The following is a 15,394-nucleotide window of genomic DNA, read 5'->3' as shown; positions in this document are numbered from 1 at the left end:
ATTTCCGTCCTTACCCTATGGCTAAATACATTTTTATCATTTTACTTGTCATTGGTGCTAAATCGTATGGACAGGAACAATTAAATATTGCGGATCTTGATTTTTTATATCAAGCCATACAAAAAACTCCTTCCTATAAAGATCAGCTTAAAAACGACGATTCATATCGCCGGCTGTATCAGGATTTGCGACAAAATTTAAAAACCGACAATGATTTTGAGGCTTACCAGAAATTAGCGCAACTCATTTACCCTGTTAACGATAATCACCTGGGCTTTTATCGAAATGCAGATTCAACCTACAAATTTCAATATCTCAAACCGAAAATTGATTCGGCTGCTATCGAAAGTAAATTCAAGAACTACCCCGTGGATAGCGTTGAAGGGATTTATACCGATTACAAAGGTGTTAACAGGTACGTAGTTTATAAAAACGAGCTAAATAGTTATTACTTACAGAACCTCAAATTTGGTGCTGTTGAAGCCATTTTGCATAAAAGTTTGAAAAATAATTTTGATGTGATCCGGTTTGTAAGATCGCCGGGGTCTTATGTGCTTTTAAGAAACGTAAAGTTTACCAATAGTCGATTAATTGGATTGGGTTACCAGAAAACGGCTGAAAAAAATTATTCCGTTTTAGTCGAAAGCAATGGGAATTTCGAATACAAAGAAGTAGCCGAAAACATAGGTTATTTGAGATTAGGTAGTTTTTCTTCGTCGCCTGCAAATATCAAAACGGCTACTGATTTTTTCAACGATGTGAAGCCAAAAATACTGACCAAAAATTTGATTGTCGATGTGCGCAATAATGGCGGAGGAGGCTACAAAACATCAAAGCAATTTATCAACTTTTTGAAAGGCTTTAACGGTAACGTTTATATTTTGCAAAACGAATATACAGTTAGTAATGCCGAGCAATTTATTATTCAGTTAAGGGGGCGCAAAAATGTTAAAACACTTGGGGCAACTACGAAAGGGACAATTACCTACGGTAGTAACTATGGCAACGCCGTCTTGCTTCCGAGTAAGCGCTTTAGTTTTTACCCAACTGATATGAATGGAAATAAGCAAGAACTGCACTTCGAAAGCCTTGGAATTGAGCCTGATATTTTGCTGGATCCTGTTTCGGCCGATTGGATTACCCAAACAATAAAACTGATTAAATGAGTTCTGCTTGCCGATCTGTCGACCTCCCTATCATTGCCGTTGACTTCAGTCAACGGGCAACTAAATAGAACTTTTTAAAACTGTTCCGGAGTCGTTAGGTTGTTAAATTAACAAAACAATTTATCACCAAAATCATTACGATATGGAAAACAGAAATAACAACGCCTTAATTCAAACACTTTTAGATTGCGCACTTGCTTGCGAGTATTGTGCTTCATCGTGCTTACAAGAAGACGATGTGAAAATGATGGCCGATTGTATTAAGCTGGATAGAGATTGTTCAGATATTTGTATGCTGGCTGCGCGATTACTTCAACGCGACTCGAACATCGCACGGCAGTATTTGTTGCTTTGTGAGGAAATTTGCAGGGCCTGCGCTGCAGAATGCGCCAAACACGAGCACGAACATTGTAAACAATGCGCCGAAGCTTGCCAGAAATGCGCCGAAGCTTGCCACGCAAATCATGGAGACATTCAACAAGACTAAATGAAAAAAGGCTTCCTGATCGCAGGATCAGGAAGCCTTTTGTATTTTATTGCTCGCCGGCTAATTATTGAGCTGGGAAACTGAAGTTAAACATTCCTTGTTCGCTCACACCAGACATATAAATCATGTTGTTTCTGGTTTTAGGCAATGCTTTTTGTACATCAGCAACCGAGTTTACCGCCTGGCCGTTCACCTTGGTAATAATGAGGCCTTTTTCAACACCAATGTTATCAAAGGCTTTTCCGGTAACAACCGAGGTAACCACTACACCGCTGCTAATACCAAATTTCGATTTTTGTGCTGCCGTTGCGGGCGCAAATGTTGCGCCTAATTTCGAAACCTCAATGCTTTTTGTAGAGTTGTTGCTTGCTGTTTGTCCAATACTTGCTTCGCCTTTCAAGGTTACGGTAATATCTTTCATCGCACCGTCTCTTAAAACGCTCAATTTCACCTTATCGCCCGGACTCAAGCGGCCAACTCGTTCCTGTAAATCAGGCGAATCGTTAATTACCGTTCCATCAACTTTCTTAATAATATCACCTTGTTTTATTCCTGCTGCTGCGCCGCCGCTACCCGGAACTACATCGCTCACGTACAATCCGCTAACTTCATTAGTTTTAATGCTTTCTGGTTTTTCCTCAGCACTTAGAGGGAAGAAGTTCACGCCAATATAGCCACGTTTAACCGCTCCATATTTCATAAAATCATCAACAATTTTACGAGCTAAGTTAACAGGGATTGCGAAACCATAGCCTTGGTTATAACCACTTTGCGATGCAATGGCCGAGTTAATACCCACCAACTCACCGTTGGCATTTATTAATGCGCCACCGCTGTTTCCCGGGTTAATTGCAGCATCGGTTTGAATGAAAGATTCGATACTGGTATTTGCCGGACGATCGGGCAGTTTTCCTGTACGTTGGTACTCTCTGTATTCCTCCTCCGTCATTTGGTTGCCTTGCTGCTCCTGGCCAATAATGCCAATGCTGCGGTTTTTAGCACTTACAATTCCTGCGGTAACCGTAGTATTTAAATCAAGCGGGAAACCGATTGCCAAAACCCATTCGCCAACCTGTACATTATCCGAATTTCCCATTTTTACCACTGGCAAACCGGTAGCATTTACCTTAATTAAGGCTAAATCTGTATTTGGGTCGCGGCCGATTACTTTAGCTTCCACTTTACGTCTGTCCGTTAAAACCACTTCAACTTTAGAGGCGTTTTCAACAACGTGGTTATTGGTAACAATGTAACCATCTTCGCTAATAATTACACCCGAGCCCGACGCCGCTCTTGGCATGCGCTGCATCTGGCGACCACCGCCGCCAAAAAAATCTTCGAACATATCCATCGGCGAAGAACCTCTCGATCCGCCACCTTTAGCTTCGTATGTTGTTTTAATGTGAACAACCCCCGGCGCCACTGCCGCTGCTGCCTGTGTAAAATCGGCCGTGCCTGCAGATGAAACCTTTATCGGGTTGTTGGCGAAATATAAATTTTGCTTGTCGGATATGGTATTACCCGCCTGGTTATTTTCGAATAATTTATACCCACCAATTGCCGCTGCTCCGCCTATCAGGGCAGCTACCATCGTAATTCCTAGTATTTTTTTCATGTGTTATATATTGTTTTTTTATTGGTCATGAAGCTATTAAAAGCGCTGGTTAAGTTGTCTGTTGCTTTTAATGGTTTCATGTGTTATATATTTGTTTTTTATTGGTCATGAAGCTCTTAAAAGCGCTATTTCTAAAAATCAGGCGCTTATAACGATTCATGCGTTTGATATTAATTTTCTTAATTGTTAAGCTGCTATCGAAGGCTTTTTAAGATTTATTTGGTTAGCCTTAATAGCTTTATATGTTTGGTAATTGTTATAAATATGTATAATTATAAGCGGTTTCGCCAGCTAATTGTTTGTTTATAATAATTAATCTGTAACTACGAGCGGTTTGTATTCACTTTGATTTTAGCAGGACGCTCGCAGTTTTGATCTGCTTAAATTTCTTTTTATAAGTTTAATCAAATTTAGTACCATATAAACGATATTTGTATGTGCAAAGCACTTAAGATCGTGTTAAAAAATGTTAAATAAAAGAAAACGGGCTAAATAAGTAACTTTTCAGTCCAAACATTGCACAAAACAATGAATATTACGTGAAAATCTGAATCGATCTTTTAGACACACTGACAAATTTACAAGACCCAATATCACAGCATTACCACACAAATACCGTTAACAATGAACATCAAATTCTTTAAATACCAGGGTGCCGGAAACGATTTTATTCTGATCGATCATACCTCAGGTCCGCTGCAGGATATTGACAATAAAGTCGTTGAACGCCTTTGTGATCGGCGTTTTGGCATCGGTGCAGACGGATTGATGTTCCTTACCCGACACGAAAGCTACGACTTCGAGATGCATTATTACAATGCCGATGGCAACCTGGGCAGCATGTGCGGAAACGGCGGTCGTTGCATAGTCGCTTTTGCTAAACAACTCGGCATTATCAAAGAAAAAGCGAACTTTTTGGCAGTGGACGGACCGCATTATGCCAGAATTTCAGAAAATGGCGAATGGGTTGATCTGCAAATGATAAATGTTGAGGAAATTTCGATGGATGGAACAGCCTACGTGCTGAACACGGGCTCTCCACATTACGTTGCTCAGCAAGACGATTTGAAAAACTTCGACGTTTTCAGTGCCGGCAAAAGCATCCGCTATAACAACACCTACCAAGCAGCAGGCATAAACGTAAACTTTGTACAGGATATGGGCAGCCATTTGTTTGTTCGCACGTATGAGCGTGGCGTTGAAGATGAAACCTATGCATGCGGAACAGGGGTAACCGCCGTGGCAATGGCAATGGCGAAGCATAAACAACAAACAGGACACATCAAAACGGAAATCAAAGTGTTGGGCGGCGATATTAAAATTGAGTTCGATTACGATGGTAAGCGCTTTACCAATGTGTTTTTATGCGGCCCCGCCAAGTTGGTCTTCGAGGGGCAGGTTGAAAGCCTTTAGCCGGACTAAATCGCGACTTTCTACGCAGATCAATATTGAGCATCTAAATCGGATAACAGAGTCTTTCAACTAATCGGATGCAAAACGCCAACAAACCTCGGCCCAAAAAGGGAAGTGAGTTAACTAAGAGCAGTGGGAATCGCTAAGGGATGCTTCCCCGAAAAGTCGGGCACGCTGTGCCTCAGCATGACAAAATAGGTGCTGTCATCCTGAGTGCAACGAAGGATCCGCAAGCGATGAAACGCAGCACGCTGAAAACCCACTGCCAAAAGAGTGCAAGTGAAGGGCCAAGGATGGTAAGATGTAGGTTGCAGATGCTCAATGTCATTTAGTTAAGCTCGACGGGTGTCATCCGATAGCTGTCGGATCTGAGCCCTTCGACTAAGCCTGTATGAGCGTAGCCGAAATACTCAGGGTGACAATGTTCTTGTTCTTCCCTTAACTAACAAATGATCCTATTTTCTGAACAGTATTCAATAACTGTCGCAAGATATTTACACACTATTTTTTGCTATTTATTAAACACTCAACCCGCTCTAAAACAGTGTTTTTCGGGTGATAAAGGCCGGTTTTACAAGTAAAATAAATCAATCGATTGATTAAATGACAGAAATTGGACAGACATAATTTTTTTTAGGCTTTATTTTTGGGCGGAAATCGCGAACTCAGAGCCTAAATTTTGACGAGCGCTTTCAACCCGGAAAAAATTTAAACACACACACAAGAATATCCATGAGAAAAGTAACAACTCTCTTTTTCACCGTGAGCATAGGTATGCTTCTGGCATCCTGCGGAAATAACGATGATTCAAAAAAGGCAGCAGCTGCGGCGGCGGCTGGCCCACAACCTTATCCTGTTTTTTCGGTTGAGGCACAAACAACTGCGCTAAACTCCGATTATCCTGCAACCATTGAAGGGATTCAAAACATTGATATACGCCCAAAGGTTGATGGATTTATTCAGCAGATATTGGTTGATGAAGGTCAGCGGGTAAAAAAAGGACAGTTGCTGTTTACCATCATGGCACCGCAATACGAACAAGAAGTAAGAACGGCAAAAGCAGCCATTAGCAGTGCAGAGGCCGATGTTAACGCCGCTCAGTTACAGGTTAACAAAACCAAGCCCCTTGTAGAAAAAGATATCATTAGTAAATACGATTTAGACGCCGCTCAACTTACACTACAGAGCAGAAAGGCCGCTTTGGCACAAGCCAGAGCAACTTTGGTAAACGCACAGGTAAACCTCGGTTATACCCGCATTACCAGCCCGGTTGATGGAATTGTGGGCAGCATCCCGTTCAGAACAGGAAGTTTGGTAAGCAGCCAGAGCACTGAGCCGTTAACAACCGTCGCAAATACATCAAAAGTTTATGCTTACTTCTCGTTAAACGAAAAGCAACTTTTAGATTTCTCGAACGTTTACAAAGGAAATAACCTGGCTCAGCAAATGGCGAACATCCCGGCGGTAAGTTTGGTGCTTCCTGATGGAACCGTATATGCAGAAAACGGAAAAATCGAATCGATAAACAGCCAGATCAATACCACAACGGGTTCAGCGAGATTAAGGGCTACCTTTCCAAACCCCATTGCCTTGTTAAAATCGGGCGGAAGCGCCTCTGTTAGAATTCCACAGAAGGTTGAAAATGCAATTTTGATTCCGCAGAAATCGACCATCGATTTACAGGGAAAAAAATTCGTTTATGTTCTCGGCGATTCAGCAAAAGTGGTGAGCACCGAAATTCAGATTATGGATTTAGCGAAAGATAAGTTCTATGTAGTAACCAAGGGACTAAAAGCGGGAAATAAAATTGTTTTAGAGGGCTTTCAATCGTTAAAAGATGGCATGAAGATTAAGCCACAGGAAACGCCTGCTGATTCGGTGTACGCTGAAATAAGAAAATAACGATAAACCCAGTGCAATCACACTAAAAATTAGTGTAATCAATATCAATTATGTTTAAGAAATTTATAGAAAGGCCGGTTTTATCAACGGTTATATCCATTATCATCGTAATTCTCGGTGTTTTAGGTTTAGCTACGTTGCCGGTTTCGCAATATCCGGAAATTGCTCCGCCAACGGTGCAGGTTTCTACCTCGTACCAGGGCGCAAATGCCGATGTGGTGATGAATAGCGTTATTGTTCCGCTCGAAGAACAAATAAACGGTGTGGAAGACATGACTTACATGACCTCTACAGCGAGTAACGACGGTAGTGCCACCATTACCGTAAACTTTAAACTGGGTACAAACCCCGATTTGGCTGCGGTAAACGTACAAAACAGGGTAGCTCGGGCAACTAGTCTATTACCCGCCGAGGTAACAAAATCGGGTGTGATTACCGCTAAGAGACAGGCCAGTAACGTATTGATTTTCGCTTTGTACAGCGACGATCCATCATACGATCAGAAGTTTTTGCAAAACTATGCCAACATCAACATCATTCCGCAAATTAAGCGTATTAACGGTGTGGGTGATGCCAGTGCTTTCGGAACATTGGATTATACCATGCGGATTTGGTTAAAGCCGGATGTAATGGCTACTTATGGTTTGGTGCCAAACGATGTAAGTACCGCATTGGCCGATCAAAATATTGAGGCTGCCCCGGGCCAGCTGGGCGAACAGGGCGATCAAGCCTTTCAATATACGCTGAAATATACCGGGCGATTGAAAGATGAGGCCCAGTTTGGCAATATGATCATCAAAGCGGATGCAAATGGACAAATTCTCCGTTTAAAAGATATTGCAAGGATAGAGTTAGGTGCGCAAAGCTACGCCAGTTCGGTGAAGTTTAACGGCAAACAAGCTTTAGGTATTGCCATTAACCAAACTGCCGGATCGAACGCCAAGGAGGTAATCGAAAACTCAATCAAGACTTTGGATGAAGCACAAAAATCGTTTCCGAAAGGCGTGCATTATTCTACTTTGGTTAACGTAAACGATTTCCTCGATGCATCAATCGAAAAAGTAATTCACACCTTGATCGAAGCGTTTATCCTCGTGTTTTTGGTGGTGTTTATCTTCTTGCAAGATTTCCGCTCAACATTAATCCCCGCGATAAGTGTTCCGGTGGCCATTATCGGAACGTTCTTTTTCTTGAGCCTGTTCGGTTTTACCATCAACTTATTAACACTGTTTGCCCTCGTGCTCGCCATTGGTATCGTGGTAGATGATGCCATTGTTGTCGTCGAGGCCGTCCACGCCAAGCTAGATGAAGGCTACACAGATGCCAGAAAAGCAACGGTTGATGCCATGGAAGACATTAGCGGTGCTATTATTTCAATTACTTTGGTAATGGCAGCCGTATTTATTCCGGTAAGTTTCATTCAAGGTTCATCAGGTGTATTTTATAAGCAGTTTGGTTTAACGCTGGCCATTTCCATTATCTTATCGGCAATTAATGCGTTAACACTGAGCCCTGCTTTATGTGCAATATTCTTAAAACCACACGGCGATGACCACGACAAAAAGAAGAACTTTTTACAACGTTTTTATACTGCATTTAACACGTCTTTCGATGCTGTAACACAAAAATATAAGAAATCGGTCAGCTTTTTATCTCACAAAAAATGGATAGTTGGTGTAGGCATTGCCTTTTTCACTGTTGTTTTGATCTGGACAATGAACACCACGCCAAAAGGTTTCGTGCCAAATGAAGATTTGGGTACCATCATGTCTGATATTTCCTTACCTGCCGGAACATCGCAAGAAGAAACAAATGTGATTATTGCACAGATCGAAAAGCTTGCACACGATATTCCTGAAATTGAATTTACCTTACGCGTTGTTGGCCGAAGTATGATTAGTGGTTCCGGAAGCTCGTACGGGATGGTAATTTCGCGTTTAAAACCATGGAACGAACGCGATCGCGACGTAAAGGCTATTATCGGCGAGTTGTTTGCCAAAACGGCCAGCATTAAGGGCGCAAAAATTATCTTCTTTGCACCACCAACCATTCAGGGTTTCGGAACAAGTGGCGGTTTTGAGTTTCAGTTACAGGACAAAACCGGTGGCGATATCAAAAAATTCAACGAAATTGGTAACGGCTTTTTGGCTGCTTTGAGTAAACGCCCCGAAATACAATATGCATCCACTTCATTTAACCCTAACTTCCCACAATATCAAATTGATGTTAACGTGGCCAAGGTAAAGCAGGCCGGTTTAACCGTTGCTGATGTTTTAGGTGTAATGCAGGGTTATTATGGCGGTGTGTATGCTTCGAACTTTAACAAATTTGGTAAGCAGTTCAGGGTAATGTATCAGGCCGATGCCCAATACCGAGCAAACGAGCAGACATTAACACGCATTTTTGTTCGCAACAACCAGGGGCAAATGGCGCCGGTTTCTGAGTTCATTACTTTAACCAAGGTGTACGGTCCACAAGCCATTTCGCGTTTCAACCTGTTTACATCCATAGCTGTAACCGGAAACCCAAATCCTGGCTATAGCTCAGGCGATGCCTTAAAGGCGGTGCAGGAAGTTGCTGCACAAAGTTTACCTGCGGGCTATGGTTACGAATTTTCGGGCCTCTCTCGTGAGGAGATCAGCGGCGGCAGCCAAACCATTTTTATCTTTTTGCTTTGCGTTGTTTTCGTGTATTTCTTACTCGCAGCACAATACGAAAGCTACATTTTACCTTTAGCCGTATTAATTTCTTTGCCTATCGGTTTAGCAGGCGTATTTGTTTTTGATAAGATATTTGGAGTTGATAACAACATTTATACCCAAATAACGCTGATTATGTTGGTGGGCTTGCTGGCCAAAAATGCCATTTTGATTGTGGAGTACGCGGTAGACAGGCGACGAAAGGGAATGAGCATTATTAACGCGGCAATTGATGGAGCAACGGCCCGTTTACGCCCAATTTTAATGACATCTTTCGCATTTATTTTAGGATTATTACCGCTGATGTTATCAACAGGTGTCGGGGCATCGGGTAATAAATCAATTGGTACCGGTGCTGTTGGCGGTATGTTAATCGGAACAATTTTCGGTGTATTCGTTATTCCTGCACTCTTTATTATTTTTCAGGGGCTGCAAGAGCGAATAAGTAATAAATCGCCATTTGAAGCTGGCATTGAGCGAGAACAAACACCCGAAGAGTACGAATTAGCAGCGGCTAAAAGTAAACACTAATTTAAATGAACATGAAATTCAGATATAAGCATTCTATTTTAATCGGTTTTGCCATGCTTAGCCTAAGCGCCTGCGTAACTCAAAAATATACGCGGCCACAGGTAAACAGCGATGGTTTATACCGCGATAATAATACCACAGATACCACCACGATAGCCGATTTGCCGTGGAAGCAACTGTTTGCAGATACCACATTGCAATCGCTCATTCAGCAAGGGATAAATCAAAACTTAGATCTTAAGCAAGCTATTGAGCGCATCAAGATTGCCGAGGCAACATTGCGCCAGAGCCGTGCGGCGTTTTTGCCCAGCTTACAGGCCGATGTTTCGGTTACAGATGCAAAGCAATCTGCATCGGCATTAAACTTTCCGGCCGGGATTAACATCAATCTCGAAACCCAAACCTATAGAGCGGCTGTGAGCACTGCTTGGGAAGCTGATATTTGGGGCAAGTTAAGCAGTGCCAAACGGGCTGCCTTTGCAAGCTTGTTACAAAGCGATGCGGCAAGGCGTGCTGTTCAAACACAGTTAATTGCAACAATTGCCAACAGCTATTATACGTTATTGGCCTTAGATAAGCAGCTGGCCATCACCGAGCAAACGGTAAGAATCAGAACACAGGATGTTGAAACCATGCGGGCGCTGAAAGAAGGCGCAATTGTTAATGGCGCTGCGGTTGTACAAAGTGAGGCCAATTTGTATGCGGCCCAGGTAACCCTGCCCGATTTAAAAAGAAGCATTAAGGAAGCCGAAAATGCATTAAGCGTTGTTTTGGCTGTAGCTCCGGGTGCTATTAATCGCACTTCGTTAGATCAGCAAGTGGCCTATTCAAACTTACAAACGGGTGTTTCGGCGCAGCTTTTACAAAACCGTCCCGATGTTATTGCCGCAGAACTTGGCTTCCGGTCGGCTTTTGAGAATACGAATGTTGCGAAAACTTACTTTTATCCGGCTTTAACATTAACAGCAACAGGCGGTTTAACCAGTTTGCAACTGAGTAATTTTTTCGATAACTCGATCTTTTATAATCTCGTTGGAGGCTTAACGCAGCCTATATTTGCAAAAGGCGCAAATAAGGCCCGCTTACGGACAGCCGAGGCAAACCAACAAATTGCGTTTTATAACTTTCAGCAAACCTTGCTAACAGGTGGCCAGGAGGTTTCTAACGCATTGTATGCGTACCAAACCGCGGCAGAAAAAGAAGCAACAAGGGCAAAGCAAATCGAATCGTTAACCAAAGCGGTAGATTTTACTAAAGAATTGTTGCGTTATAGTTCGTCTACCAATTATACCGATGTTTTAACCTCAGAGCAGAGTTTGCTCACCGCCCAGTTAAATGGCATAAACGATAAGCTCCAAAAACTGCAATCAGTTGTTGAGCTCTATCGCGCATTAGGCGGTGGCTGGAAATAAGAAATAATTCATTACTAATAAAAGGCATTCTGATAATCAGGATGCCTTTTTGGTTTAGATCGAATGGGAGTTTCAATGCTGTTATGCTGAGCGCTTGGCTAATGTCATTTAGTTAAGGATAAAATTATAGAACATTGTCACCCTGAGCGGAGTCGAAGGGCGGATGTTAATGGTTTTATCCAATAAAAGAGGTCTTCGACTGAGTTTATCTTGAGCGAAGTCGAAAGGCTCAGACTGACGCCCGTCGAGCTTAACTAAACGACATTGAGCGCCCGGTTAACTGAACGACTTTCTATTTCCGTCTTTGCCCCAAAGGGGCTACTTCGCGTACGTACGGGATCAGGGCCTTTGTAGCATGAAAGATGCTGAAATAAATCCGATAGCTATCGGATCAGCATGACGACCGTTCTTGTAAAAAGCCATAAAACATGTTGCAATTTGGTTATTCGAACTCGTAAATGATGTTTCAAAGAGGTGTCCACACCAAGAAGTCGGGACAGGCTGTTTCTTCCATTGACGTTTTCGTAATTATTTAAATTGCAGCTGCCTGACTTTAAGTAACAACACGATTAACGCCAACCACGAACGGTCGTCATTCCCAATTTAATTTGGAATCTTAATGCTAATGCGCTCGCCTTACGGTTCCCGCCTTCGCGGGAATGACGGCCGCCTTAAAAACGTCATCAGTACAAAAATTTCTCCTCCAAAGGGGGCTCCTACGGAGCGCTTCGGTCGAAATGACAATTTAAAGAGCAGCAACGATCTTTTCTGCTATAAATTTAATTATTTACAAAACTCGTTGCATTTTTTGATGTAATCGCAAAATGTTGTATGTTTAAAGTTTCTTAAAGCCGGTAGCCTTAAGAAACTTTTTCCCTAACTGATGTTACGCGTAGATAGCTCTAAACCCTGCAAAATCGTTTACTCCTTGTGCAAGCATGAGTATTTGGGCTATTTGGTTGAGCCACATGTTGTTCAACTTAATCCAAATGGCGATTTTTCTTTTACTTACCAACGAATTTTTACCCACACAGCCGACGAATTTAAGGCTTGTTTAACCGAATTAGACTCTAAACTGATTAAAATCTTAGACGGTATTGAACAAGACGCACTGATAAAAAGATACTATAAAAAGCTAATCAGGCCAACAGAATTCTTTACCAAGGTTTTTGACGATAAGTTTTATGAAAGCGTTCGTCCGAAGATTGAGAAGAAACTTGCAGAAGCGCTCGAGCTGCTTAAGGTGAAAAATGAACTGTATGTGATGGACAAAGACGGTTGGCCTGTTGAACGCAAAATTGAGCTAGCTACCGAACCGGCGTCCATCTTGTTCCATTTTCGCCGAAACGAGACCGAAACGCGGTATTTTCCCACAATAAAATATCAAAACCTGCGCATCGAGTTCATGTTTAAAGAAGCGCAGATTATCAGCAATAAACCCGCGTGGCTTTTACTGAATGATGTGCTGTATTTCTTCGATCAGGATATTGAAGGCAAAAAGCTTCAGCCTTTTTTAAACAAGCGCTATATTGCCATTCCAAAGGCAACCGAGGCCACTTATTTTGAAAGGTTTGTGGCACCGCTGATTGAAAAGCACCACGTTTATGCCGAAGGCTTCGAAATCCGCACCGAGCAATTTGAAGCGATTCCCGTTTTAAAGGTATTGTTTGTAGATGGTGGACTGTCGCAAATTCAGCTGTATTTCAAATATGGCGAGTATTCTTTTCCGTTGGAGAATGCAAACAAGGTAACCGTTCGTTTAGAAAAAACAGGCGATGATTATGTTTTCCATCGAATCAGGCGATCTGCAGATTGGGAGAAGAAGCAGTTGAGCTTTCTACTTTCATTGGGATTGAGGAAAACGAGTTCGCTGTTCAGCAATCTTGAAGTAGCCGAAGAAAACGAAAATCCAAGTTATGCAGCCATCAACTGGGTTAACGAACATATCGAGATTTTAACCGCCTCGGGCTTTGAAGTTGAGCAGGCCACGGGACAAAAGCGTTTCGTTTTTGGAGCTAGTAAAATAGATTTAGAAGTAAAAGAAGGAAACGATTGGTTCGATATCAATGCCGTAGTGTGGTTTGGCAAATATCAGATTCCTTTTCTTTCGCTTAAACAACATATTCTCCATAAAAGAAGAGAATTTTTGCTTCCCGATGGGGAAGTAGCCATCATTCCCGAAAAATGGTTTACCCAATATGGAAGTCTATTCAGCCTTGCCGAGCCGGGCAAAACGCTTCAACTCAAAAAGCATCACATTGGCCTGATTAACGATTTGGCGGAAGACAGTTTGGCAAACATTACGCTTGAACGAAAGCTGCAACGACTTTCTGATTTTGAAGATATTGCAGATACCCAAATGCCTGTAAACTTTAACGGAAGCTTACGCGATTATCAAAAAGCAGGCTATAACTGGTTCAGTTTCCTTCGCGAATATAATTTTGGGGGTTGCCTGGCCGACGATATGGGATTAGGTAAAACCATTCAAACTTTGGCCATGCTGCAAAAGGTGAAGGAAGATGATGCGCTGATCGTTGCGCAAAGTACCTCGTTGATTATTATGCCTACATCGCTCATTTACAACTGGCTAACCGAGGCGAAGAAGTTTACCCCAAAACTCAAAATACTGGCCCATACAGGCACGAACAGGAATAAAGATGTGGCCAATTTCGCAAACTACGACATTGTAATAACCACTTACGGGGTTACGCGGGTTGATGTTGACGAACTGAAAAACTTTTATTTCAATTACATCATTTTGGATGAAAGCCAGAACATTAAAAACCCATCTTCAAAATCGTTTAAAGCTGTAAGAAGTTTAAAATCGCGTCATAAGCTGATATTGAGCGGTACGCCTGTAGAAAATTCTGTGGGCGATTTATGGTCGCAGCTTACCTTTCTAAACCCGGGATTGTTGGGTACACAGGCTTTTTTTAATGATGAATATGTGCAAGCCATCGAAAAAAAGAAAGACGAAGAAAAAGCTCGTAAGCTGCAATCGATAATTAAACCCTTTGTTTTACGGAGAACCAAAGAACAGGTTGCAGCCGAACTGCCGCCAAAAACCGAGCAGGTAATTTACTGTGATATGAGCGAGGATCAGGCGGCTTATTACGAAAAAACAAAGTCCGCATACCGAAACGACTTGCTGCAGAGCATGGAAGATGGTACGTTTGCCCAAAAGCAAGTTCAGCTTTTACAAGGTTTAACCGCCCTGAGGCAGCTTGCAAACCATCCGTTTATGATCGACGGCGAGTATCTTTCAGATTCTGGAAAGTTCGAAAACGTAATCCATACGTTAGATAACGTATTGAAGGGCGGGCACAAGGTTTTGGTTTTCTCTCAGTTTGTAAAACACCTCGATATTTTTAAGAAATACTTCGAGGCCGAGCATATTCCTTTTGCGTACCTAGATGGTGCAACACGTAATAGAGGTGAGATTGTTGCAGATTTTCAACAAAATGAAGACCTGAAAGTCTTTTTAATATCGATAAAAGCCGGCGGCGTAGGCTTGAACTTAACGCAGGCCGATTATGTTTTCGTTTTAGACCCATGGTGGAACCCCGCAGTTGAGCAGCAAGCGATTGATAGAACGCATCGAATCGGGCAGGATAAAAAGGTGTTTATCTATAAATTTATCGCGAAAGATACCGTTGAAGAAAAAATATTGGCGTTGCAAAACAGGAAAAAATCACTGGCGAGTTCGTTAATTACCACAGAAGAGAGCTTTTTTAAATCGTTAAGTAAGGATGATATTCGTGATATATTGAATTAGGAATCAAAGTCCTTTTCGTCCATTGTCATTCTGACGAAGGAAGAATCCCCAACCGATAAGCGCTGAAGCAACGATTACCAACACCCATTCGCTTTTTGAGCCTGTGGATTTTTAAAGCAAGGATTATAAGCCCCTATGAACGGTGGCCATCCTCAGGGTTCGATTTTTTGCAAAAATAAAAGAATTAGGATGACAGGTTTTTCACCAAGTCGTCTTTGCGAGGCCGGGCCTATGCGAGCCGAAGCAATCTTATTTGCGGAATGAGATTGCTTCGGCTCGCTGCAAAGCAGCCCCTTTGGGGCAATGACGGCCGCTTTAAAAACGTCATCCATATTTATTTTATCCAAAACGTGCCGTCCCGTCACGCGGGAATTACCTCTACCATTGACGTTAT

General features: G+C 42.3%; 8 protein-coding genes. 7 read left to right on the top strand and 1 reads right to left on the bottom strand.

Translation table 11 applies throughout. The features are described 5' to 3' along the window. Positions 1-17: 17 nt before the first annotated feature. Together IZT61_RS11155 and IZT61_RS11150 are read left to right on the top strand one after the other, a co-directional pair. Positions 18-1,166 (top strand): S41 family peptidase, encoded by a 1,149-nt coding sequence (locus IZT61_RS11155; RefSeq protein WP_196096989.1) that lies wholly within the window; start codon positions 18-20, stop codon positions 1,164-1,166. A gap of 142 nt (positions 1,167-1,308) precedes the next feature. Further along, complete coding sequence (locus IZT61_RS11150; protein ID WP_196096988.1) at positions 1,309-1,653, top strand: four-helix bundle copper-binding protein; 345 nt, start codon at positions 1,309-1,311, stop codon at positions 1,651-1,653. 64 nt (positions 1,654-1,717) lie between these two features. Here the strand turns inward: IZT61_RS11150 and IZT61_RS11145 are convergent, their stop codons facing one another. Next, positions 1,718-3,268, bottom strand: a complete 1,551-nt coding sequence (locus tag IZT61_RS11145; protein ID WP_196096987.1) for a trypsin-like peptidase domain-containing protein — start codon at positions 3,266-3,268, stop codon at positions 1,718-1,720. A gap of 624 nt (positions 3,269-3,892) precedes the next feature. On the opposite strand from IZT61_RS11145, the gene dapF reads away from it, so the two are divergent. From dapF to IZT61_RS11120, 5 genes are all read left to right on the top strand, one after another. Continuing rightward, a complete protein-coding gene (gene dapF / locus IZT61_RS11140; RefSeq protein WP_196096986.1) occupies positions 3,893-4,681 on the top strand; it encodes a diaminopimelate epimerase in 789 nt (262 codons plus the stop codon). A 732-nt stretch (positions 4,682-5,413) separates the two neighbouring features. Next, positions 5,414-6,583 (top strand): efflux RND transporter periplasmic adaptor subunit, encoded by a 1,170-nt coding sequence (locus tag IZT61_RS11135; RefSeq protein WP_196096985.1) that lies wholly within the window; start codon positions 5,414-5,416, stop codon positions 6,581-6,583. Between the two features lie 50 nt (positions 6,584-6,633). Next, positions 6,634-9,813 (top strand): efflux RND transporter permease subunit, encoded by a 3,180-nt coding sequence (locus IZT61_RS11130; RefSeq protein ID WP_196096984.1) that lies wholly within the window; start codon positions 6,634-6,636, stop codon positions 9,811-9,813. 11 nt (positions 9,814-9,824) lie between these two features. Next, on the top strand, positions 9,825-11,225 hold the full coding sequence (locus IZT61_RS11125) for an efflux transporter outer membrane subunit (protein WP_196096983.1): 1,401 nt from the start codon (positions 9,825-9,827) through the stop codon (positions 11,223-11,225). Positions 11,226-12,108: 883 nt separating this feature from the next. Beyond that, positions 12,109-15,000: a DEAD/DEAH box helicase gene (locus tag IZT61_RS11120; RefSeq protein ID WP_196096982.1), complete on the top strand. Its 2,892-nt coding sequence runs from the start codon at positions 12,109-12,111 to the stop codon at positions 14,998-15,000. Positions 15,001-15,394: the final 394 nt, after the last annotated feature.

It is taken from the genome of Pedobacter endophyticus (genome assembly GCF_015679185.1).
GTDB lineage: Bacteria > Bacteroidota > Bacteroidia > Sphingobacteriales > Sphingobacteriaceae > Pedobacter > Pedobacter endophyticus.
The sequence above is the reverse complement of the archived record's forward strand: the minus strand, read 5'-3'. Positions and strand labels throughout refer to the sequence as shown.